This window comes from Pseudomonas sp. Marseille-Q1929 (assembly GCF_017316265.1).
Classification (GTDB): Bacteria; Pseudomonadota; Gammaproteobacteria; order Pseudomonadales; family Pseudomonadaceae; genus Aquipseudomonas.
On record NZ_JAFLWU010000001.1, the window covers coordinates 432,617 to 452,012 of the forward strand.

Genomic DNA, 19,396 nt, shown 5'->3' on the forward strand with positions numbered 1-19,396 from the left:
GGAGCCGACATGACCCGTTCATTCCGCGTGCTCTACATCGCCCTGTTCCTGGCCATGCTGTTGGCACTGGGGCTGTGGTCGACGCGCAGCTTCCTGGGCTTCAGCACCAACGCCGACGCGACCGTGCTTAACGGTCGCTGGACCAAAGCCGTCGAGACTCACTACGACGACGAGTTCCCGATCAAGCGCATCGGCACCAACCTCTGGGCAGCGCTGGACTACAAGCTGTTCAACGAAGGCCGCCCTGGCGTGGTGCTGGGTCGCGATCACTGGTTGTACAGCGACGAGGAGTTCAACCCCATCGTCAACGAAGACCAGAACCTGCAAGGCAACTACGCGCTGGTCGAAGGCGTGCGCCAAAAACTCAAGGCCCAAGGCATCCAGTTGGTCATGGCGATTGTGCCGGCCAAGGTGCGTCTGTACCCGGAACACGTCGGTGACGTGAAGCCGGCGAGCATCCACGCCAACCTGTACCAGGACTTCCACGCCCGTGTCGCCGCCGACAAGATCCCGGCACCCGACCTGCTGGGCCCGCTGCAACAGGCCAAGCTGGACGGCACGCAAGTGTTCCTGCGCACCGACACCCACTGGACGCCGGACGGTGCCGAGATCGCGGCCAAGCAGTTGGCCAAGGGCATTGCTGAGAAAACCCCGTTGAGCGGCGAGCCGCAGCGCTTTGTCACCGAGGCCGAGAACACCGCGCCGCACAAAGGCGACCTGCGTCTATTCCTGCCCCTGGACCCGCTGTTCGAAAACCTGATGCCACCCAAAGAACCGCTGCAAAAACGCGTCACCCACCTGGCCGAAACCGGTGGCGACGACGCGTTGTTCAGCAACAGCGACACCCCGGTGGCGCTGGTGGGCACCAGCTACAGCGCCAACCCCAACTGGAACTTCGTCGGTGCGCTCAAGCAAGCCCTGCACAGCGACGTCATCAACTATTCGGAAGACGGCCACGGCCCGATCCTGCCGATGCTCAGCTACCTGAAAAGCGATGACTTCAAGAACAACCCACCGCAAGTGCTGATCTGGGAATTTCCTGAACGTTATCTGCCTGTGAACAACGAAATCGGTGATGCCGACCCGTCGTGGGTTGCGCAGCTTAAACAAGCCGGTTCGCGCCAACAGAACATGGCTTTGAACACCCTTAAAAAATCCGAGACGCCCGACCGGGCGCAAAACTGAAAGAGAGGTAACTCACATGACTTTCACTACAACTCATCGTCGTCTCGCTAAAACCCTGGCGCTCGCAGCCGGCCTGAGCGTGGTTTCCCTGTCGGCCTTCGCCGGTGATGCGGCCTTGTACGGTCCTGTCGCACCAAAAGGTTCCAGCTTCGTGCGGGTCTACAACGCGTCGAACCAGGAAGTCAGCGCGACGGTTGGCAGCACCAACCTGAGCGAAGTCGCACCGCTGGCGAGCAGCGACTTCAGCTTCATGCCCGGCGGTGACTACAGCGCCAAGATCGGCAGCCAGACCGTGCCGGTCAAACTCGCATCCGACCACTACTACACCCTGGTCAACAGCGGCAGCGGCCAGCCGCAACTGATCGAAGAGCCGCCTTTCAAGAACAAGCAGAAATCCCTGGTGCGTGTGCAAAACCTGAGTGACAAGGCCCTGACCTTGAAGACCGCCGATGGCAAGACCGATGTGGTCAAGTCGGTGGCCGCCAAGGGCCGTGGCGAGCGTGAAATCAACCCGGTGAAAGTGACCCTGGCGTTGTATGACGGTGACAAGAAAGTCGGTGATGTGAAGCCGGTTGCGTTGGAACGTGGTGAAGCGGCGGTGCTGTACGTGACGGGCTCCGGTTCGAGCCTGTCGCCAGTCTGGGTGAAACGCCCGGTGTCGACCCGCTGATTAGCTTTTCAACTTGAGGCCCGCCCCTGTGGGGGTGGGCTCTGACCCCAATCGATTCAAGGAGAAACACCCATGATCCCAGTAATCCTTTCCGGTGGTAGCGGCTCACGTCTTTGGCCGCTTTCCCGCAAACAGTTTCCTAAACAGTTCCTGGCGCTGACCGGCGAGCACACACTGTTCCAGCAAACCCTGGAACGCCTGGTGTTCGAAGGCATGGACGCGCCGATTGTGGTCTGCAACAAGGACCACCGCTTCATCGTCAACGAGCAACTGAGCACCCGTAAACTCGACTGCCAGCGCATCCTGATGGAACCGTTCGGCCGCAACACCGCGCCAGCCGTGGCCCTGACCGCGATGATGCTGGTCAACGAAGGCCGCGACGAGCTGATGCTGGTGCTGCCCGCCGACCACGTGATCGACGACCAGAAAGCCCTGCAACGTGCGCTGGCCCTGGCCACCGTGGCGGCTGAGCGGGGCGAGATGGTGCTGTTCGGTGTACCGGCGACTCGCCCGGAAACCGGCTACGGCTATATCAAGTCCACCGCCGATTCGCTGCTGCCCGAGGGCGTGAGCCGCGTCGAGCAGTTCGTGGAAAAACCCAATGAAAAACGCGCGGTCGAGTTCGTCAAAAGCGGCGGCTATTTCTGGAACAGCGGTATGTTCCTGTTCCGCGCCAGCCGCTTCCTCGAAGAGCTGAAAAAGCACGATCCGGACATCTACGACACCTGCCTGCTGACCCTTGAGCGCAGCGAACAGGGCGCCGACACCGTGTCGTTCGACGAAGCGACCTTCGCCTGCTGCCCGGACAATTCCATCGACTACGCCGTGATGGAAAAAACCCAACGCGCCTGCGTCGTACCGCTGAGCGCCGGCTGGAGCGACGTGGGTTGCTGGGCCTCGCTGTGGGCGGTCAACGACAAAGACGCCAACGGCAACGTGACCAAGGGCGACGTGGTGATCCAGGACAGCAAGAACTGCATGATCCACGGCAACGGCAAGCTGGTGTCGGTGATCGGCCTGGAAAACATCGTGGTGGTGGAAACCAAGGACGCGATGATGATTGCCCACAAGGACAAGGTCCAAGGCGTCAAGCAGATGGTCAACACCCTCAACGAACAGGGGCGCAGCGAGACCCAGAACCACTGCGAAGTCTATCGTCCGTGGGGCTCCTACGACTCGGTGGACATGGGCGGGCGGTTCCAGGTCAAGCACATCTCGGTCAAGCCGGGGGCGTGCCTGTCGCTGCAAATGCACCACCACCGCGCCGAGCACTGGATCGTGGTCAGCGGCACGGCCGAAGTGACCTGCGACGAGAATGTGTTCCTGCTGTGCGAGAACCAGTCCACCTACATCCCGATCGCTTCGGTGCACCGCCTGCGCAACCCGGGCAAGATCCCGTTGGAGATCATCGAAGTGCAATCGGGCAGCTATCTGGGCGAGGACGATATCGAGCGCTTTGAAGATATCTACGGGCGTTCGACGCCGGTGGAGCGTGGCGTGTCGGTGAAAACCATCGCGCAGTAATACCGCCGTAAAAAAAGCCCCGCCCAGCCTACTGCGTCCCCTATCCGCAGTGGGTTGGACGGGGCTTTTTCTTTGGGTGTTGCAGTGAGGCTGAAGGCCTCATCGCAAGCAAGCCAGCTCCCACAGTTAACCGCGTACATCCTTTGGAATGCAGTCGAATGTGCGAGCTGGCTTGCCTGCGATGGCGCCCGCCCAATCAACACTTGTCTCAAGCCGCCCAATCCCACCTACGCTTAAGTTAGGATGCTCGTTCCCCATTCGAGGTGGTCTCCATGTTCTTCGGCGTTCTCCTGATCATCACCTGGCTGATCCTGCTGCTGCGCTACCCCGCCAAGGCCCTGCCGGTATCCCTGGCCGCTGCCGTCGGCCTGGGTTTCGTCGCCATCTGGGTGGTCTGGCTGGACAACCGCGAAGCCTCGCAACTGGCACGCCTGGAACTGCGCATCACCTACGCGCCCGAGGAATGCCCCGCTGACCGCCCACTGAAACTGGTCCTCAACAACGGCAACGACGTACCCCTCACCGAACTGCGCTGGCGCGTCGCCGCCTATGCCCCGGGCGACACCGTCAACCTGGCCGACAACGTCTACGCCGCCCCGCGCTACCGCGGCCCAGGCGAATTGCAGGCCGGCGCCACCTGGGACGATTGCCTGCCCGCCCCACCGCTGCGCCCCGGCTACCGCCCGCAAACCCTGGAATTTCGTGCCGAGCACCTGCAAGGCAGTTTCTCGGACTGACAAAGGACTGATCCATGCCCAACGTACTTATCACCGGCTGCTCCAGCGGCATCGGCCGCGCCCTGGCTGACGCCTTCAAGGCCGCCGGCTACAGCGTGTGGGCCAGCGCCCGCCGCCCGGAGGATGTCGCCGCCCTTGCCGCTGCGGGCTTCAATGCGGTCGAGCTGGACGTCAACGACAGCACCGCCCTGCAGCACCTGGCTGAACAGCTGGGCGAGCTGGATGTGCTGGTCAACAACGCCGGTTACGGCGCCATGGGCCCGTTGCTCGATGGCGGCACCGAGGCCATGCAGCGCCAGTTCGAGACCAATGTGTTTTCCATCGTCGGCGTGACCCAGGCGCTGTTCCCGGCCCTGCGCCGCAGCAAAGGCCTGGTGGTGAACATCGGCAGTGTTTCTGGCGTATTGGTCACGCCATTTGCCGGTGCCTACTGCGCGTCGAAAGCCGCCGTGCATGCCCTGAGCGATGCCCTGCGCATGGAACTGGCACCGTTTGGCATTCGCGTGATGGAAGTACAGCCGGGGGCCATCGACACAAGCTTCGCGAAAAACGCCGGCGCCCAGGCCGAGCTGTTGATCAACGAAAAATCCCCTTGGTGGCCATTGCGCGAAGGTATCCGCGCACGCTCCCAGGCTTCGCAGGACAACCCGACGCCGGCCACCCGGTTTGCCGCGCAAGTGCTCAAGGGCGTACAACAACCGACGCCACCGCGCCTGCTGCGCGCGGGGAATGGCAGCCGGGCACTGCCGTTGATGGCGGCCTTGTTGCCCAAAGGTTTATTGGAGAGTGTCTTGAAGAAGCGCTTTGGCTTGGAGCGGAGTTTGTAATGATCGACTACAGCGATTTTTTTGAAGAAGTGATCCAGACCCACGTCGAGATCGAGCAATGGTTCGCCGGTGTTGCGCCGGAAGGCACCTTGCAAAGCCTGCTCGCGCGCTTCTCCCCGGAGTTCAGCATGGTCGCCCCAGCCACCGGCACACGGGTGAATGCGGCCGGGGTCAACGCGTTGTTCACGCGCCTGGGCGGGATGCGGCCGGGGTTGAAGATCACCTTGAGTGAAATGGCCGGGATTGACCGCCATGCGCGCGGGGCGACGGTGACTTATCGCGAGCATCAGGTGGATGACAGCGGCACGCAGACCGACCGACGCGCCACGGTGGTGTTCGAGAAACAAGCCAGCGGCGCGCTGCTGTGGCGCCATCTGCACGAGACCTTCATCAAGGCCTGATGCGGTTAAAACTGTGGGAACTGGCTAGTCGGGCCAGGTACTACAAGAAACAGCGAACGGCCTGACATCATTTCAAGGAACCAATCCTCAGGCTCTTTCACCTCTGTCTACCCACAGGTGAAAGGATGCCAAGGGATTTCCTGCAAAGCGGCGTGCCAACCGCGCACACCACCACGCGCCAGCGACTGACCAGCCTGCTGGACCTGCCAAAACTCTATCGAACCATTGACGCCGACCCGGCCATCGTCGGGGCTGGGGTGGTGCATATTGGCGGCGATTATCAGGTGACGGTGCTCCGGGAGTTTGTGCCTTTGTGCATTTACGAGGAATTCGGCAGCCATGAGCAATAACATCGATCCCGTACGAGTGCCACGAACGTTGCGCCATTACACTCAACGTTTTGCTTTCACAGTGGGGACTGCGGTATCCATGAATATGGTCGCCATTTCAGGAAACCTTTCACATAGCCTGACGTATTACGCGCGAATAAATCATCTCCCCAGCGAATACGCGATTGTGGCCAGTTTGGTATTGCTACTCGCAATGTGCATTGGGCTAGCCTTGGTAGCGGCAGGATTTCGACTAGGGCCGCCATTACTCGTATGCGTCGCCGTCTTGAACGCTATGCTTTCGGCCGACTATCTGGGGAACCACCCCGTGACGATGTTTGCAGTATTCCCTCTGTTCCAATCCCTGGCCTGCCTAGTGATGCTCCAGACAAGAAACCACCGCCGTTTCGTCAGCATGCTGCGGGTCAAGCGTCGACGCAAAACCAGAGCCGCCGAGTCGCTCATTCACTGAAATGACTGACTCAGATCGCACTACCAACAAAGACCAACTGTGGGAGCGGGCTTGCTCGCGAAAGCGGTGTGACAGTCACCTACTTTATTGGCTGACCCACTGCCTTCGCGAGCAAGCCCGCTCCCACATTTAGTTGTGTGTTTGGTTAACGATAACGGTGCAGGTAATACCGGCAGCCAGCAGTACGCCTTCTGGCACTTCATCAATATGAATCCGCACCGGCACCCGTTGCGCCAACCGCACCCAGTTGAACGTCGGGTTCACATCCGCCACCAACTCGCGGCTCTCGGGGTTGTCACGGTCGTAGATGCCCCGCGAGATGCTTTCCACATGACCCTTCAAGGTCTCGCCGCTCATGAGCTGCATGTCAGCTTTATCGCCGACCTTCACATGGGGCAGCTTGGTTTCTTCAAAGAAGCCATAGACCCAGAAGGAATTCATATCCACCACGGCCATCTTCGCCTCGCCGATGCGCGCGTAGTCGCCGCGGTGCACATTGAGATTGGTGACGTAACCGTCGACCGCCGCCAGCACTTGGGTGCGTTTGAGATTCAGCTCAGCCGCTTCCAGTTGCGCCAGCGCGTGCTGGTAATCGGCCAGGGCGGAGTCGGCGATGTTGCTGGCGTCGTCGCGGTTTTCCTTGGAGATCACCAGGGCGTCGAGGTCTGCGCGGCGGTGGGCGTTGACCTTGCGCATTTCCCAGGTGGCTTTGCGTGACGCCACCAGCGATTGCGCCTGTTTGACGGCGATGCGGTAGTGCTCGGGGTCGATCTGCATCAGCAGGTCGCCCTTCTTCACCAACTGGTTGTCGCGCACCGGCACATCGACCACTTCACCGGTGACGTCGGCGGCGACGTTGATGATGTCGGCGCGCACGCGGCCGTCGCGGGTCCACGGGGTTTGCATGTAGTGCACCCACAATGTGCGGCCAATCCACATCGCCAAAGCCAGTACCAGCAAGGTCGCAAGCAGGCTGAAAAACTTTTTCATCAGGGCATTCTCAACGGTAGACGGTCAGCGCCAAGGCGCCGAACAAGCAAACGAACAGGCTCAGGCGCAGCAACGCCGGGTGCCAGAAAAAACGGTACAGGTCGAACCCGGCCAGGAAGCGGTCCAGGGCCCAGGCCAGGACGGCCGCGATCAGGAACATCAGGGTCATGGTCGGCATGTAGATGCCGTGGAACGCGATTTCACGCGGCATGCGCGGCTCCTTTCAAGGCAGCGAGTGGCGATTGCGGGTCCAGCAGCGAAGTGCGGATAAAGTGCAGGTAGCTTTTCACCCGGCGCAGGGCCGAGGTGTCGAAGTGCGGCGCGAAGGGTTCGTCGGTGGCCTGCACGCGGCTGATCGCATGGTCCACGGCGATCAGGCCGCGCTCCAGGTTGCTCGCGCTGGGTTGCAGGAACAGCCGTACCAGCGAGCGGCCCATCACGCGGATCGCCTGGCGCCACGGCTGGGATTCGGCGTACGCCGGGTGGATCGGCAAAATCGCCTGTTCCTTGCGCAACTCGATGATCGCGTGGCCGACTTCCAGCACCACAAACATCCAGCGCAGCAGGTCGCGCTGCACCTGCGGCTGGCCGACGGCGAGGCCATAGGCCTGGTGCAGCAAGTCGCGGGTGCGGCTTTCGAAGCTCGACGCCAGGCCCTTGAGCTTGCCGCTGATGGCATACACCACTTGCTCGCGCAGGTCCTGCTCCAGGCGGCGCCACAACCAGCGGCTGTTGGGTGGCAGGATGATCGCCCCCGCCGCCGCGCAGACGAGCATGCCGATAATCATCGCGATGTAGTCGTTGATAAAGGTGTAGGGGTTGTAGACCGTGAGGTTGTCCGGCACCGAGCCGGTGCTGAAGAAGATCAGCAGGCCGACGCCTACCCCGGCGTATTGCGGGCGTGACGCGAGGAAGGCGCCGAGGATGATCACCGGTGCGAGCATCACGCACAGCAGCGGAAAGCCGTCGATCCACGGGAACACGAAGAACATCTCGACAAAGCCCACCAGCGCCCCGATCAAGGTGCCGCAGGCCATCTGGAAGGCCATGCGCTTGGGGTTGGGCGTGGCCGCCGACAGGCCGACAGTGGCCGCAGCGATCAGGGTCATGGTCGCGCCGCTGGGCCAGGCGGTGGCGACCCAATAACTGCCGAGCACGATGAGGATGAACGACGCACGAATCCCCGAGGCGGCGCAGGCCAGCCAGTTGGTTTTCGGCGTGTAGGGCTCGTCCCAGTCTTCGCGCGCGTGGCTGTGGTCGGCCAGGGACGCGTGGGTGAGCGCGTAGTTGTGCAGGTCGTCGACGAAGCGGTAGAGCAGCTCGTAGGCGGTGTGGAAATCCAGTTGCTCAGCCTCGGTGGGCTCGCCTTCCTGGAATGCCGCACGCAGGCTGCGCACCTTGGCGGGCAGGTTGTCCTTGTAGGCGGCGAGTTGCGCCACCAGCCGGGCGGCGTCCGGGCTGGTCAGGGCGCGACCAGAGAACCCGTCGAGCACTTCGGCAAGGTCGTGCAGGCCCGGCTTGATCGCCGCGACAACGTGATCGGCCGCATCGGTGCGCAAGCGTTCAAGCAACTGGTGCAAGGCGTTGAAGCGTGTGGTGATGCTCATGAATTCGCTGTTGAGGCGACTGAGCCGACCGTTGCGCCGACGCATGTGCGGGTCTTCAAACACGGTGAGGCTGCGCAGCCCTTCCAGGCCCACGGCTTCGGCGATAAACCGCACGTTGCTGGCCTCGAACCCTTCACGCTGGCTGCGCCCACGCAAACCGTCGGTGACGAACAGCGCAAACACGCCGAAGCGTTGGTACAGGGCGTTGCGCATGGCGGCGCTGGAGGTTTGCGGCAGGATCGCGGCGCTGACCAGGGTGGAGCACAGAATACCCAAGGAAATTTCCAGTACGCGCCACACCGCCGCCATGAAGGCGCCGTCCGGGTGTGCCAGTGCGGGCAATCCCACCATCGCTGCGGTGTAGCCGGCCAACACAAAACCATAGGCGCGAAAGTTGCGGTTGCGGGTCGCGCCCGCCGTGCAGACGCCCACCCAGATCGCCAATGCGCCGAGGAACAACTCAGTGTTCTGCGCAAACAACGCAATCAACAACACCATCACCGCCGACCCCGCCAAGGTGCCGAGGAAGCGATAAAAGCTCTTGGCAAACACCTGGCCGCTCTGCGGTTGCATCACGATAAACACGGTGATCATCGCGGTGCGCGGCTGCGGCAGTTCCAGGCGCATGGCCAGCCACAGCGTAAGGAACGCGGCGATCAGCACCTTGAAGATATACACCCAGGTCACGCCGTCGCTGCGTGCCCAGTCGAAGAAACCGCGACGCCACTCAAGGGCGTGCAGCCAGCGCAGCGGTGCAGGCAAGGGAGTCATTCAATCCTACTCAGTGATCAAACACGGCGAGGGCCGCCGGGGTCTTGCTCGGGAGGGTCTTGGCGTCTTGCGGCACGTCATCGCCGGCCTGGAGGCCACCGCCCAGGGCCGTGACCAGTTCGGCATGGGCCGTCAGGCGTGCGGCCTGGACCTGTTGCTCGATCTGCTGCTGGTGAAACAGCAAGGTCTGCGCGTTGAGCACATTGAGGTAATCGGTGAGGCCGCGCTGGTAGGCGATCATCGCGATGTCGTAGGTTTTCTGCGCCGAGGCCACCGATTGCGCGGCGAAGCCTTGTTGCTTGTCCATGGACTCGCGGCGGATCAATTGGTCGCTGATGCCCTTGAGTGCATTGACCAGGGTCTGGTTGTACTTGGCCACGGCGATGTCGTAGCCCGCGCTGGCTTCGCCCAGTTCGGCACGCAAACGCCCGCCATCGAAGATCGGCAAGGTAATCGCCGGGCCCACGTTGTAGTTGAATTTCTTGCCGGCGAGAAACTCCAGCATGCCACCGCCCGTGGCCATGTAGCCGAGGCTGCCGACCAGGTCGACGTTGGGATAGAAGCCGGCGTGGGCCACATCGATGCCACGGGCCTGAGCCGCAACCTGCCAGCGGCTGGCGACCACGTCCGGGCGCTGGCCGAGCAATTGGGCGGGCAGGCTCGACGGCAATTTCAGCGGCGCGGCCAGGGCCAGGCTCGGCCGTTGCAACTGCGCGCCCTCCCCCGGGCCTTTGCCGGCCAAGGCCGCGAGTTGGTTGCGGCTCAGGGCGATTTCTTCGTCGAGGGCGTCCAGTTGGCGATGGGTTTCCGGCAACGGCGTTTCGGCCTGGCTGACGTCGAAGTGCGTGCCGATCCCGGCATCCAGGCGTTTGTTGGCCAAGTCGAGGATCTGCTGTTGCTGGGCCAGGGTGGCCGCAACAATGTCGCGGTTGGCGTAGTGCAACGACAGCTGGATATAGGCGCGCACCACGTTGTTTTGCAATTCGAGCTGGGCCTGGCGGGCTTCGGCAGCGCTCATATGGGCCAGGTCCACGGCTCGTTCGCTGGTGTTGCTTTCGCGGCCCCACAGGTCGAGGGCATAGCTCAGGCCCAGGGACGAATTGTTGTCCCAGGTGTTGGCACCGCTCAACTCGCCGGGGCCGTAGAACTGATCCTTCGGCCAGTTGTGGCGCTTGAGGGTGGTGTTGCTGTTGATCTGCAACGACTCGGCCGACTCGGCAATCCCGGCCATGGCCCGTGCTTCGCGAACGCGCGCGGCGGCCATGGCCATGCTCGGGCTGTCGTGCGTGGCGAGGGCCACCCAACGGTTGAGTTGCGGGTCGCCGTAGGCTTGCCACCATTGGGCGGTGGGCCAATGGGCATCCCGGGCGGCGCTCTGGATCGCTTCGTCGGTGGCCAGGGTATTGGCGCTGAGGGCCTGGCCTTGGGGGGCGATTCCTCCGGTTCCGATGCAGCCGCTGATTGCTAACGATAAGGCCCAAACACTGAGAGTCTTGAGCTCTCTGCTGATGCGACGCGGCACGGCGAACGAATTCCTGAGGTGGTATTGCGGGGTAGGTGGCGCAATTCTAGGCGGCGGCACTGAGGACGATAAGCTGGCATTCCTGTGAATCTTTGTTACCGTTCAAGCGATAATCCGTTGGTAGGGATCACTGGACGACGTAACTTTCTGTCACAATTTGCTATCTCCCTTGAGAACACCCCATGGACACTTTGCAAAACATGCGCGCTTTCAGTTGCGTGGCCGAAGCCGGCAGCTTCACCGCCGCCGCCGTGCAACTGGACACCACCACAGCCAACGTCTCGCGCGCGGTCTCCAACCTTGAGGCCCACCTGCAAACCCGCTTGCTCAACCGCACCACCCGCCGCATCGCGCTGACCGAAGCCGGTAAACGCTATTTGCTGCGCTGCGAACAGATCCTGGCCTACGTCGAAGAGGCCGAAGCCGAAGCCAGCGACGCCCACGCGCGCCCCGCCGGGCAGTTGAAAGTGCACACCATGACCGGCATCGGCCAGCACTTCGTGATCGACGCCATCGCCCGTTACCGCCGAACCCACCCGGACGTGACCTTCGACCTGACCCTGGCCAACCGCGTGCCGGACCTGCTCGACGAAGGCTACGACGTGTCCATCGTGCTGGCCAGCGAGCTGCCGGATTCGGGTTTCGTCTCCCAACGCCTGGGCATCACCTACAGCATCGCCTGCGCCTCGCCGGATTACGTCAAGGCCAAGGGCTGCGCGCAACGCCCCACTGACCTACTCAACCACGCCTGCCTGCGCCTGGTCAGCCCGGTGATCCAGCTGGACAAGTGGACCTTCAACGGCCCCGAAGGCCAGGAAAGCGTGGCCATCAACAGCTCGCCGTTCCTGGTCAACTCGGCCGACGCGATGAAAACTGCGATCACCAGCGGCATGGGTGTGGGCCTGTTGCCGGTGTATGCGGCCATTGAAGGCCTGCGCAACGGCACCCTGGTGCGGGTGATGCCGACGTACCGCTCCCAGGAGCTGAACCTGTACGCCATCTACCCGTCGCGCCAATACCTGGATGCGAAGATCAAGACGTGGGTGGAATACCTGCGCGGGTCGTTGCCGGAGATTCTCGCGGCGCATCAGGCCGAGTTGGCGGCGTATGAGTTGAGTGGGGGGTTGGGGGCCGTGCGGTTGACCACTTGAGTCGCAGCCGTGTTCGTAAACAGCGCCGGCAATTACCCTTATCGTAGAAAGATCTGAAAAAATGCCGATAACTGTTATTTATGACAGTAGAAGCGAATGGCTCAACTTCTGACAATAAAGCGGAATCTCACTGTGGAGTTCCGCCATGTCGTCTTCCTCTCCCTCCGCCGTTCGCGAATGCACCGCCACGATAGCGACAAAACCTCGGTTTACCGCGACGCAAATCTCGTACTCAGTGAATCCTTTCTTCACCATTATCAAGGCCGACGAAGACGTTGACGCGAACCTATCCAGGTCAATCGCAATAACGTTGGGCGTCTATATCCCCCTCGGCGACACCCCTTACGAACAAGGCAGCGAACACTTCGCGCACTTCGCCTACTCGGAGACCACCCACCAATCAGGTTCCAGTACGACGATCACTTACAGCGGCGTTGATCATTCCGGTGGGGTAACCGTCATCCGTTCTGATCCTTCCAACAACGCAGTGCATGCCACCTTCAAGCTTTCGGTGCAAAAGGGTAACGAGCCGCCATTGTCAGTGGACGCGTTGATCAACTACGACCCGAATTAAGGCCGTACCCACAGCAGTTTCTGCGGCGCGGGCTGCCCAATCGCCACGAGGAATGTTAGCTTGCTTGGCATTCTTCCGTAGTCGATGAGCCCGCCTGCAATGAAAAAGACTGTCCTCGCCTTCAGCCGCATCACCCCGCCCATGATCGAACGCCTGCAAGAGGATTTCGAGGTGATCGCGCCCAACCCCAAGCTGGGTGACATCAATGCGCAGTTCAACGAAGCCCTGCCCCACGCCCACGGCCTGATCGGCGTGGGCCGCAAGCTGGGCCGCGCGCAACTTGAGGGCGCGAGCAAACTGGAGGTGGTGTCCAGCGTGTCGGTGGGCTACGACAACTACGACGTGCCCTACTTCACTGAACGCGGGATCATGCTCACCAACACCCCTGACGTGCTCACCGAAAGCACCGCCGACCTGGCGTTCGCCCTGCTGATGAGCAGCGCACGCCGCGTCGCCGAGCTGGATGCCTGGACCAAGGCCGGCCAGTGGAAAGCCAGCGTCGGCGCGCCGCTGTTTGGCTGCGATGTGCACGGCAAGACCCTGGGCATCGTCGGCATGGGCAATATCGGCGCGGCCGTGGCCCGCCGCGGGCGCCTGGGGTTCAACATGCCGATCCTCTATAGCGGCAACAGCCGCAAGACGGCCCTGGAACAGGAGCTGGGCGCTCAGTTCCGCAGCCTCGACCAGTTGCTCGCCGAAGCGGACTTTGTGTGCCTGGTGGTGCCATTGAGCGACAAGACCCGCCACCTGATCAGCACCCGCGAGCTGGGCCTGATGAAATCCAGCGCGATCCTGATCAACATCTCCCGTGGCCCGGTGGTGGATGAGCCGGCGCTGATCGAAGCGCTGCAAACCCAGCGGATTCGCGGGGCGGGGCTGGATGTGTATGAGCAGGAGCCGTTGGCGGAATCGCCGTTGTTCCAACTGAGCAATGCGGTGACCTTGCCGCATATCGGCTCGGCGACCCATGAAACCCGTGAGGCCATGGCCAATCGTGCCCTGGAGAACCTGCGCAGTGCCCTACTGGGCCAGCGTCCGCAGGATCTGGTGAACCCGCAAGTGTGGAAGGGCTGACATCTCACCACGGTGGGCTGGTGCTTCTGTGGGAGCTGGCTTGCCTGCGATGCAGGCGACTCGGTCTTACAGTTGCACCGAGGTGATGTTATCGCAGCGGTGCGGCGATCCGACAAGCCAGCTCCCACATTAGACCGAGTCCGACACAAAACCCGGTTAAAGCCTGGCGTCCTCAAGTCGATAACCTTCCATAGATGTCATCCCTGATCCACAGAAGGTTTTTATGTCCACCACCAAAGCCCGCGCAGATTCACTCTCGCTTCTGCTCTTTACCTTGCGCAGTGGCAAGCTGATGGCGATCAACCTGCTGAAAGTCAGCGAAATCATCCCGTGCCCGCCGCTGACCAAGCTGCCGGAGTCCCACCCCCACGTCAAAGGCATCGCCATTCTGCGCGGCGCCTCGCTGTCGGTGATCGACCTCAGCCGTGCCCTGGGCGAAATGCCCCTGCAGGACCCGGACGGTGGCTGCCTGATCGTCACCGATGTGAGCCGCTCCAAGCAGGGCCTGCATGTGCAGGCAGTGAGCAAGATCGTGCATTGCCTGACCACCGACATCCGCCCGCCACCCTATGGCTCTGGCGGCAACCGCGCGTTTATCACCGGCGTGACCGAAGTGGAAGGCGCCCTGGTGCAGGTGCTGGATATCGAGAAAGTCATCCACGGCATCGCCCCGGCGCCGATCGAAGCCGCGCCGACCGACCTGACCATGGAAGAAGCCGAAGTGCTGGGCAATGCACGCATTCTGGTGGTGGATGACAGCCAGGTGGCGTTGCAGCAATCCGTGCATACCTTGCGCAACCTCGGCCTGACCTGCCACACCGCGCGCAGTGCCAAGGAAGCCATCGATGTGCTGCTGGAGCTGCAAGGCACGGCCGAGCAGATCAACGTGGTGGTGTCGGATATCGAGATGTCCGAGATGGACGGCTATGCGCTCACCCGTACCCTGCGCGAAACCCCGGATTTCAAGGACCTCTACGTGCTGCTGCATACCTCCCTGGACAGCGCGATGAACAGCGAAAAAGCCCGCCTGGCCGGTGCCGACTCGGTGCTGACCAAATTCTCGTCGCCCGAGTTGACCAAGTGCCTGGTGGTGGCCGCGCAAACAGTGGCGCAAAAAGGCCTGTGAGCGAATATTTCCAACTGCTGCGCCGCGATCTCATCGCCAGCCTGCCCGCGCCGCAATGGCCGGCGGGCACGCAATTGGATCATTATCGCGACGAGCTGGCCCCGGCCATTCATGCGGTATTGCGCATGACCCAGGACCAGGGCGGCGGCCGCGTGCCAAGCCTGGAGGAATGGCGCCAGCAGTTCGTCAGCGATGCCGAGTTCGACCCTACGCTGTGCCTGGTCGCCAGTAACGCCGAGGGCATCCTTGGCGTCGCGCAATGCTGGACCAGCGCCTTTATCAAGAATCTTGCCGTCCACCCGTGCGCCCAAGGCCAAGGGCTGGGCCGCGCGTTGTTGCTGCACAGCTTTCAGGTGTTCAAGCAGCGCGGTGAACCCTATGTGGACCTCAAGGTGCTGGAGAGCAACCTGCGCGCACGCAAGCTCTACGCCAGCGCAGAAATGCGACTTGTCCTACGCGACGTAGTGGCAGCGGACTGAAGGCACTGGCGCACAACTTGCTTCCAGAGTGGCAATACGGTGAACAGAGGTAAAAACCCGTCACCGTTCAAGCGAGCCCTCTGACCTAGCCTGGTGACAGATCCGCCATGAACACCCACTTTTCCTGCGTCGGTTGCGGCAAGTGCTGCACCGACCACCACGTCCCCCTGACCCTCGACGAAGCCCGCATGTGGGCGGCGGACGGCGGCAATGTCATCGTTTTGGTAGAAGGTTTCCTGGCCAACGGCCTGGGCCTGCCCGTGCAACAGCGCGAACACGCCGAGCGCCGTTCGGTGGTGGTGCCCAGCGGCAACACCGAGGCGTTTGTGGCAATCACCTTTGCCGCCTACAACGCCGGACGCTGCCGGAATCTTGACGAAGACAACCTGTGTCGCATCTATGAGCGGCGGCCGTTGGTGTGCCGGATCTATCCGATGGAGATCAATCCGCACATTCCCTTGAACCCAGGCGCCAAGGACTGCCCGCCCGAATCGTGGGAGCAAGGCCCGGCGTTGATCGTCGGCGGCGAGCTGGCGGACCCGCAGTTGGCTGCGTTGATCCAACGCTCACGCCAGGCCGATCGCGACGACGTGCAGACCAAGGAAGCCGTGTGTGCCTTGCTGGGTATCCGTACCACGGCGCTCAAGGGCGATGGGTTTACCGCGTACCTGCCGGACATGGGCGCGTTTGCCCAGGCGATTGAATTGGCGGGCGAGCAGCCATTGGTGGCCAATGAGTGGGTGTTTCATGTGTCCGGGGTGGATATTGCCGGGCAACTGCTGGATGCGGGGGCGCAGGTGGCGACTGAGGTGCCGGCGAATTATGCGTTTATTTCGTTGAGGGCAGCGTAGGCATCACCGGCCTCTTCGCGAGCAAGCCCGCTCCCACAGGGAATCGCATTCCAAAATGTGGGAGCGGGCTTGCCCGCGATGAGGCCCGCCCATTCACTACAAATTCCCGCTAGTGCCGCTTCCCCCAAAACTCCTGCGCCAACTGCCGCAAATCCTCCGCCAACGCCGCCACGTCCCCAGAACTGAGCTGGCTCTGCTGCCCCGCACTGACCGTAGCCTCCCCGGCATTGCGAATACCGACAATATTGCGATTGATGTCTTCACTCACCGCGCTTTGCTCCTCCACCGCCGCCGCAATCTGCTGGCTCATGGCGGTGATCTGGCCAACACGCTGGCTGATCCCGTCCAGGGCCGCTGCCGCCCGTTGCGCCTGCTCGACGCTGGCATCGACATGTTCGCTGCTTTGCGCCATGGCCTGCACCGCATCCCGCGCGCCGCCTTGCAGGGTGCTGATCATGCGCTGGATTTCGTTGGTCGATTGCTGGGTGCGTTGCGCCAGGCCGCGCACTTCATCGGCGACCACGGCAAAACCACGGCCCTGCTCACCCGCCCGCGCCGCTTCGATGGCGGCATTGAGGGCCAGCAGGTTGGTTTGTTCGGCAATGGTGCGGATCACCTCCAGCACACCGCTGATTTCACCGCTGTGGCTTTCCAGCTGGTGAATCACCTCGGTGGCGCGGGCCAGTTCCCGGGACAGGCGCAATACCGCATCGCGACTTTCATCCACCCGCAAATGGCCTTCACGGGTTTCATTACCCGCCTGGTCCGCCGCCTTTGAAGCCTCGACGGCATGGTTGGCCACCTCGGCCACGCTCGCCGCCATCTGGTGGATCGCCGCCGCGACCTGATCGGTCTGGGTTTGCTGGCCCAGGCTGCTGGTGTGACTGCTACCCAACTGCTCGACCAGTTGCGCTGCATGCCCAGACAGGCGCAGGGACGCGTCGCCGATCCGCCCGACTACTGCGCCCACTTGGGCTTCGAGCATATGCAGGGCGAATTCGATTTGCCCGCATTCATCCGCGCGTCCGGTGTAGATCGCCTGGCTCAAGGGGTTGTCGGCGATGGCGCGCGCGCGTTGATTCAATTGTGCCAAGGGCCGCAGGATGCCTTTGACCCCTACCGCACCGACCGCGCAGCCCGCCACCAACGCCAGCAGTTGCCAGGCCAACGAGTAGGTCGCCAAACCCAGCCCCAAGGCCCAGGTCACGCTGCTGGTAGCGGCCACCCAGGCCGTTAATTTCACCCCCAGGCCAAGCCTTGGCAACCGCCGTCGCTTGCCCGCCCGCAATTGCGCGTAGGCACGCTCGGCCGCTGCCACCCTGCGCGCATCGGGCTTGGTACGCACCGATTGATACTCCACCGTCACGCCATCGCGGGTCACCGGCGTGGCGTAGGCGCTGACCCAATAGTGGTCGCCGTTCTTGCAACGGTTTTTCACCATGCCCATCCACGAGCGCCCGCTTTTCAAGGTTTTCCACATGTGCGCGAATGCTGCAGCCGGCATGTCGGGGTGCCGCAGGAGGTTATGCGACGCGCCGATCAACTCCTCACGGCGGTAGCCGCAGACGTTGATAAAGTCCTCGTTGGCGTAGGTAATCGCGCTGGTCAGGTCGGTGGTCGAGAGGATATTGGCGTCAGGGGCAAAGTCCACACTTCGACCGGTGACCGGCAGATTGATTTTCATGGATAAGCGCGCTCGTGATTATTGAAGGAGTCGGCAGGGCGACCGACTCTAAGCGCACGGAGGGGGCAAATACTGATCCAGCGCATGTTCTGCGCAATTAGTTCGCCATCATTGCGTGGAGGAAGGGCTGGCATCCAGGCGATAGGGCTGGACGATCCGCTGGTACTCGCCGTTATGCATCAGTTGCTCAAGGGCGCGGTTGAGGTCGCTGCGCAACGCCGTATCGGGCTTGCGCACCGCGATCGCCACGCCGTTACCCAACAGTTGCGCCGAGACGGCCGGCCCGAGGAAGTCGAAATCCTGGCCATCGGCGGTATCGAGCAGGGCCTCGCGAATCTCTACGGTGCCTTGCAATGTCGCATCGATGTCGCCGGCCACCAGGCTGCGGACCAGTTCCTCGTTGAGCCAGAAACTCTTGACGATGACGCCCGCAGGCGCCCACTTCGCCAGGGCGAAAGCCTCGCGGTTGCTCCTCAGCAACACGCCGAGACGCTTGCCTTTTAGGGACTGCTTGGTGGGCAGCAAACCGGAGGTCTTGCGTGCCACCAGGCGCGTGGTGAAGGGATAGAGCTCATTGGTGAAGCTCACCAACCGGCGGCGCCTGGGCGTAGGAGCCATCCCCATGATCGCGTCGAACTTGCGGGCTTCAAGCGCTGAAAAACTCTCCACCAGGACCTGATCGACCCAGATGCAACGCACATTGAGTTGCTGGCACAACGCATTGCCCAGGTCAATGTTCAACCCCACCATCTGCCCTTGCGGATCACGGCTGTGGAACGGCGGAAACGGCGCAGCGACGGCGAAGCGGATTTCGCGGCGCACCTGCTCTTCGGCCATGGCGCAGGAAGCCACGGCAGAGAACAGCAAGGCGAGGGAAATACATCGGTAAACAAGCACCATCGGAACGTCCTTTTCCAGAAAAGCCAGCGTCCGCCTCGTCCAGCCCCGGCGAAAAAACCCGGGAAGAAGCAGGTGGCGTGAAAGCTTTCAAAAAAAGGACGCGAGCCTACAATCAGAAAAATCAGCTCTCGCTGTAGGCTTCAACCACTACAACACGTGGTCATTACTCTTAACGTTTACCCATGGAACGGCGGGTACCCGGTGGCGCCATGCCTGGAGACTTGGTATGGCCGTTCTTCGCGCCGTTTTTGTACCAAGGCTGGGCCGCACTTTTGGCGCCAGACAGTTCACCGGGTTTAAACGGAAACTTGAAGGCCGGAATCTCGGCTTTTTCAACGCCGTCGGCATTGGCCGGATCGACGAGATCGACCGCTTCGATAGGGGGTTGTGTCGGGGAAGTCATGGGCGCTCCGGAGCGTGCAGAAAATGATGCGGACCCGCGTTGCGAGCCACGATGGTAGGAAGTATACCTGCGCACCTCAGATCTTTGACCAACGTCGTACGAATGGTCAGGAGCTAACT

Annotated in this window: 20 protein-coding genes; 13 read left to right on the forward strand and 7 right to left on the reverse strand. The window is 62.1% G+C overall.

Going from position 1 to position 19,396, the window contains the following annotated elements:
* Positions 1 to 9: 9 nt before the first annotated feature.
* From J1G37_RS01960 to J1G37_RS01990, 7 genes are all read left to right on the forward strand, one after another.
* On the forward strand, positions 10 to 1,185 hold the full coding sequence (locus J1G37_RS01960; RefSeq protein ID WP_207040004.1) for an alginate O-acetyltransferase: 1,176 nt from the start codon (positions 10 to 12) through the stop codon (positions 1,183 to 1,185).
* Between the two features lie 16 nt (positions 1,186 to 1,201).
* Entirely contained in the window at positions 1,202 to 1,855 is a 654-nt protein-coding gene (locus J1G37_RS01965) for an alginate O-acetyltransferase AlgF (RefSeq protein ID WP_207040005.1), read from the forward strand.
* Positions 1,856 to 1,927: 72 nt separating this feature from the next.
* Positions 1,928 to 3,379: a mannose-1-phosphate guanylyltransferase/mannose-6-phosphate isomerase gene (locus tag J1G37_RS01970; protein ID WP_207040006.1), complete on the forward strand. Its 1,452-nt coding sequence runs from the start codon at positions 1,928 to 1,930 to the stop codon at positions 3,377 to 3,379.
* 272 nt (positions 3,380 to 3,651) lie between these two features.
* The gene (locus J1G37_RS01975) at positions 3,652 to 4,116 is read left to right on the forward strand and encodes a multidrug transporter (RefSeq protein ID WP_124527405.1); all 465 of its coding nucleotides are present in this window, start codon (positions 3,652 to 3,654) and stop codon (positions 4,114 to 4,116) included.
* Positions 4,117 to 4,130: 14 nt separating this feature from the next.
* Positions 4,131 to 4,943 (forward strand): SDR family oxidoreductase, encoded by an 813-nt coding sequence (locus J1G37_RS01980; protein ID WP_207040007.1) that lies wholly within the window; start codon positions 4,131 to 4,133, stop codon positions 4,941 to 4,943.
* Positions 4,943 to 5,344 carry a hypothetical protein gene (locus tag J1G37_RS01985; RefSeq protein WP_017738669.1) on the forward strand — a complete coding sequence of 134 codons (402 nt, stop codon included), beginning with the start codon at positions 4,943 to 4,945 and terminating at the stop codon, positions 5,342 to 5,344. The genes J1G37_RS01980 and J1G37_RS01985 overlap by 1 nt, the downstream gene beginning before the upstream one ends.
* Positions 5,345 to 5,469: 125 nt before the next feature.
* A complete protein-coding gene (locus tag J1G37_RS01990; protein ID WP_242551374.1) occupies positions 5,470 to 5,694 on the forward strand; it encodes a hypothetical protein in 225 nt (74 codons plus the stop codon).
* A 580-nt stretch (positions 5,695 to 6,274) separates the two neighbouring features.
* Here J1G37_RS01990 and J1G37_RS01995 read toward each other — a convergent pair.
* The 4 genes from J1G37_RS01995 to J1G37_RS02010 are packed head-to-tail and all read right to left on the reverse strand — an operon-like array spanning position 6,275 to position 11,035.
* A complete protein-coding gene (locus J1G37_RS01995; RefSeq protein WP_124527408.1) occupies positions 6,275 to 7,135 on the reverse strand; it encodes an HlyD family secretion protein in 861 nt (286 codons plus the stop codon).
* Between the two features lie 10 nt (positions 7,136 to 7,145).
* Positions 7,146 to 7,346: a DUF1656 domain-containing protein gene (locus tag J1G37_RS02000; protein ID WP_017738673.1), complete on the reverse strand. Its 201-nt coding sequence runs from the start codon at positions 7,344 to 7,346 to the stop codon at positions 7,146 to 7,148.
* Positions 7,336 to 9,513: an FUSC family protein gene (locus J1G37_RS02005; protein WP_207040008.1), complete on the reverse strand. Its 2,178-nt coding sequence runs from the start codon at positions 9,511 to 9,513 to the stop codon at positions 7,336 to 7,338. Before J1G37_RS02005 ends, J1G37_RS02000 begins: the two co-directional genes overlap by 11 nt.
* A gap of 10 nt (positions 9,514 to 9,523) precedes the next feature.
* On the reverse strand, positions 9,524 to 11,035 hold the full coding sequence (locus J1G37_RS02010) for an efflux transporter outer membrane subunit (protein ID WP_207040009.1): 1,512 nt from the start codon (positions 11,033 to 11,035) through the stop codon (positions 9,524 to 9,526).
* Positions 11,036 to 11,217: 182 nt separating this feature from the next.
* Between J1G37_RS02010 and J1G37_RS02015 the strand changes: the two genes are divergently transcribed.
* From J1G37_RS02015 to J1G37_RS02040, 6 genes are all read left to right on the forward strand, one after another.
* Complete coding sequence (locus J1G37_RS02015) at positions 11,218 to 12,186, forward strand: LysR family transcriptional regulator (RefSeq protein ID WP_207040010.1); 969 nt, start codon at positions 11,218 to 11,220, stop codon at positions 12,184 to 12,186.
* Positions 12,187 to 12,331: 145 nt separating this feature from the next.
* Positions 12,332 to 12,760: a hypothetical protein gene (locus J1G37_RS02020; protein WP_207040011.1), complete on the forward strand. Its 429-nt coding sequence runs from the start codon at positions 12,332 to 12,334 to the stop codon at positions 12,758 to 12,760.
* Between the two features lie 99 nt (positions 12,761 to 12,859).
* Positions 12,860 to 13,834 (forward strand): D-glycerate dehydrogenase, encoded by a 975-nt coding sequence (locus J1G37_RS02025; protein ID WP_207040012.1) that lies wholly within the window; start codon positions 12,860 to 12,862, stop codon positions 13,832 to 13,834.
* Positions 13,835 to 14,057: 223 nt separating this feature from the next.
* Entirely contained in the window at positions 14,058 to 14,960 is a 903-nt protein-coding gene (locus J1G37_RS02030; RefSeq protein WP_207040013.1) for a chemotaxis protein, read from the forward strand.
* On the forward strand, positions 14,957 to 15,439 hold the full coding sequence (locus J1G37_RS02035) for a GNAT family N-acetyltransferase (protein ID WP_207040014.1): 483 nt from the start codon (positions 14,957 to 14,959) through the stop codon (positions 15,437 to 15,439). The genes J1G37_RS02030 and J1G37_RS02035 overlap by 4 nt, the downstream gene beginning before the upstream one ends.
* Positions 15,440 to 15,546: 107 nt before the next feature.
* Positions 15,547 to 16,290 carry a YkgJ family cysteine cluster protein gene (locus J1G37_RS02040; RefSeq protein ID WP_207040015.1) on the forward strand — a complete coding sequence of 248 codons (744 nt, stop codon included), beginning with the start codon at positions 15,547 to 15,549 and terminating at the stop codon, positions 16,288 to 16,290.
* A 109-nt stretch (positions 16,291 to 16,399) separates the two neighbouring features.
* Here the strand turns inward: J1G37_RS02040 and J1G37_RS02045 are convergent, their stop codons facing one another.
* The 3 genes from J1G37_RS02045 to J1G37_RS02055 form a co-directional block, all read right to left on the reverse strand.
* Positions 16,400 to 17,974 carry a PAS domain-containing methyl-accepting chemotaxis protein gene (locus J1G37_RS02045; protein WP_207040016.1) on the reverse strand — a complete coding sequence of 525 codons (1,575 nt, stop codon included), beginning with the start codon at positions 17,972 to 17,974 and terminating at the stop codon, positions 16,400 to 16,402.
* Between the two features lie 108 nt (positions 17,975 to 18,082).
* Entirely contained in the window at positions 18,083 to 18,874 is a 792-nt protein-coding gene (locus J1G37_RS02050) for a transporter substrate-binding domain-containing protein (protein WP_207040017.1), read from the reverse strand.
* A gap of 169 nt (positions 18,875 to 19,043) precedes the next feature.
* Positions 19,044 to 19,277, reverse strand: coding sequence for a hypothetical protein (locus tag J1G37_RS02055; RefSeq protein ID WP_207040018.1), 234 nt, complete (start codon positions 19,275 to 19,277; stop codon positions 19,044 to 19,046).
* Between the last annotated feature and the right edge of the window lie 119 nt (positions 19,278 to 19,396).

Coding starts and splice junctions, on each gene's coding strand:
- J1G37_RS01960 (WP_207040004.1), top strand. CDS start 10: ATGACCCGTTCATTCCGCGTGCTCTACATCGCCCTGTTCCTGGCCATG.
- J1G37_RS01965 (WP_207040005.1), top strand. CDS start 1,202: ATGACTTTCACTACAACTCATCGTCGTCTCGCTAAAACCCTGGCGCTC.
- J1G37_RS01970 (WP_207040006.1), top strand. CDS start 1,928: ATGATCCCAGTAATCCTTTCCGGTGGTAGCGGCTCACGTCTTTGGCCG.
- J1G37_RS01975 (WP_124527405.1), top strand. CDS start 3,652: ATGTTCTTCGGCGTTCTCCTGATCATCACCTGGCTGATCCTGCTGCTG.
- J1G37_RS01980 (WP_207040007.1), top strand. CDS start 4,131: ATGCCCAACGTACTTATCACCGGCTGCTCCAGCGGCATCGGCCGCGCC.
- J1G37_RS01985 (WP_017738669.1), top strand. CDS start 4,943: ATGATCGACTACAGCGATTTTTTTGAAGAAGTGATCCAGACCCACGTC.
- J1G37_RS01990 (WP_242551374.1), top strand. CDS start 5,470: ATGCCAAGGGATTTCCTGCAAAGCGGCGTGCCAACCGCGCACACCACC.
- J1G37_RS01995 (WP_124527408.1), bottom strand. CDS start 7,135: ATGAAAAAGTTTTTCAGCCTGCTTGCGACCTTGCTGGTACTGGCTTTG.
- J1G37_RS02000 (WP_017738673.1), bottom strand. CDS start 7,346: ATGCCGCGTGAAATCGCGTTCCACGGCATCTACATGCCGACCATGACC.
- J1G37_RS02005 (WP_207040008.1), bottom strand. CDS start 9,513: ATGACTCCCTTGCCTGCACCGCTGCGCTGGCTGCACGCCCTTGAGTGG.
- J1G37_RS02015 (WP_207040010.1), top strand. CDS start 11,218: ATGGACACTTTGCAAAACATGCGCGCTTTCAGTTGCGTGGCCGAAGCC.
- J1G37_RS02020 (WP_207040011.1), top strand. CDS start 12,332: ATGTCGTCTTCCTCTCCCTCCGCCGTTCGCGAATGCACCGCCACGATA.
- J1G37_RS02025 (WP_207040012.1), top strand. CDS start 12,860: ATGAAAAAGACTGTCCTCGCCTTCAGCCGCATCACCCCGCCCATGATC.
- J1G37_RS02030 (WP_207040013.1), top strand. CDS start 14,058: ATGTCCACCACCAAAGCCCGCGCAGATTCACTCTCGCTTCTGCTCTTT.
- J1G37_RS02040 (WP_207040015.1), top strand. CDS start 15,547: ATGAACACCCACTTTTCCTGCGTCGGTTGCGGCAAGTGCTGCACCGAC.
- J1G37_RS02045 (WP_207040016.1), bottom strand. CDS start 17,974: ATGAAAATCAATCTGCCGGTCACCGGTCGAAGTGTGGACTTTGCCCCT.
- J1G37_RS02050 (WP_207040017.1), bottom strand. CDS start 18,874: ATGGTGCTTGTTTACCGATGTATTTCCCTCGCCTTGCTGTTCTCTGCC.
- J1G37_RS02055 (WP_207040018.1), bottom strand. CDS start 19,277: ATGACTTCCCCGACACAACCCCCTATCGAAGCGGTCGATCTCGTCGAT.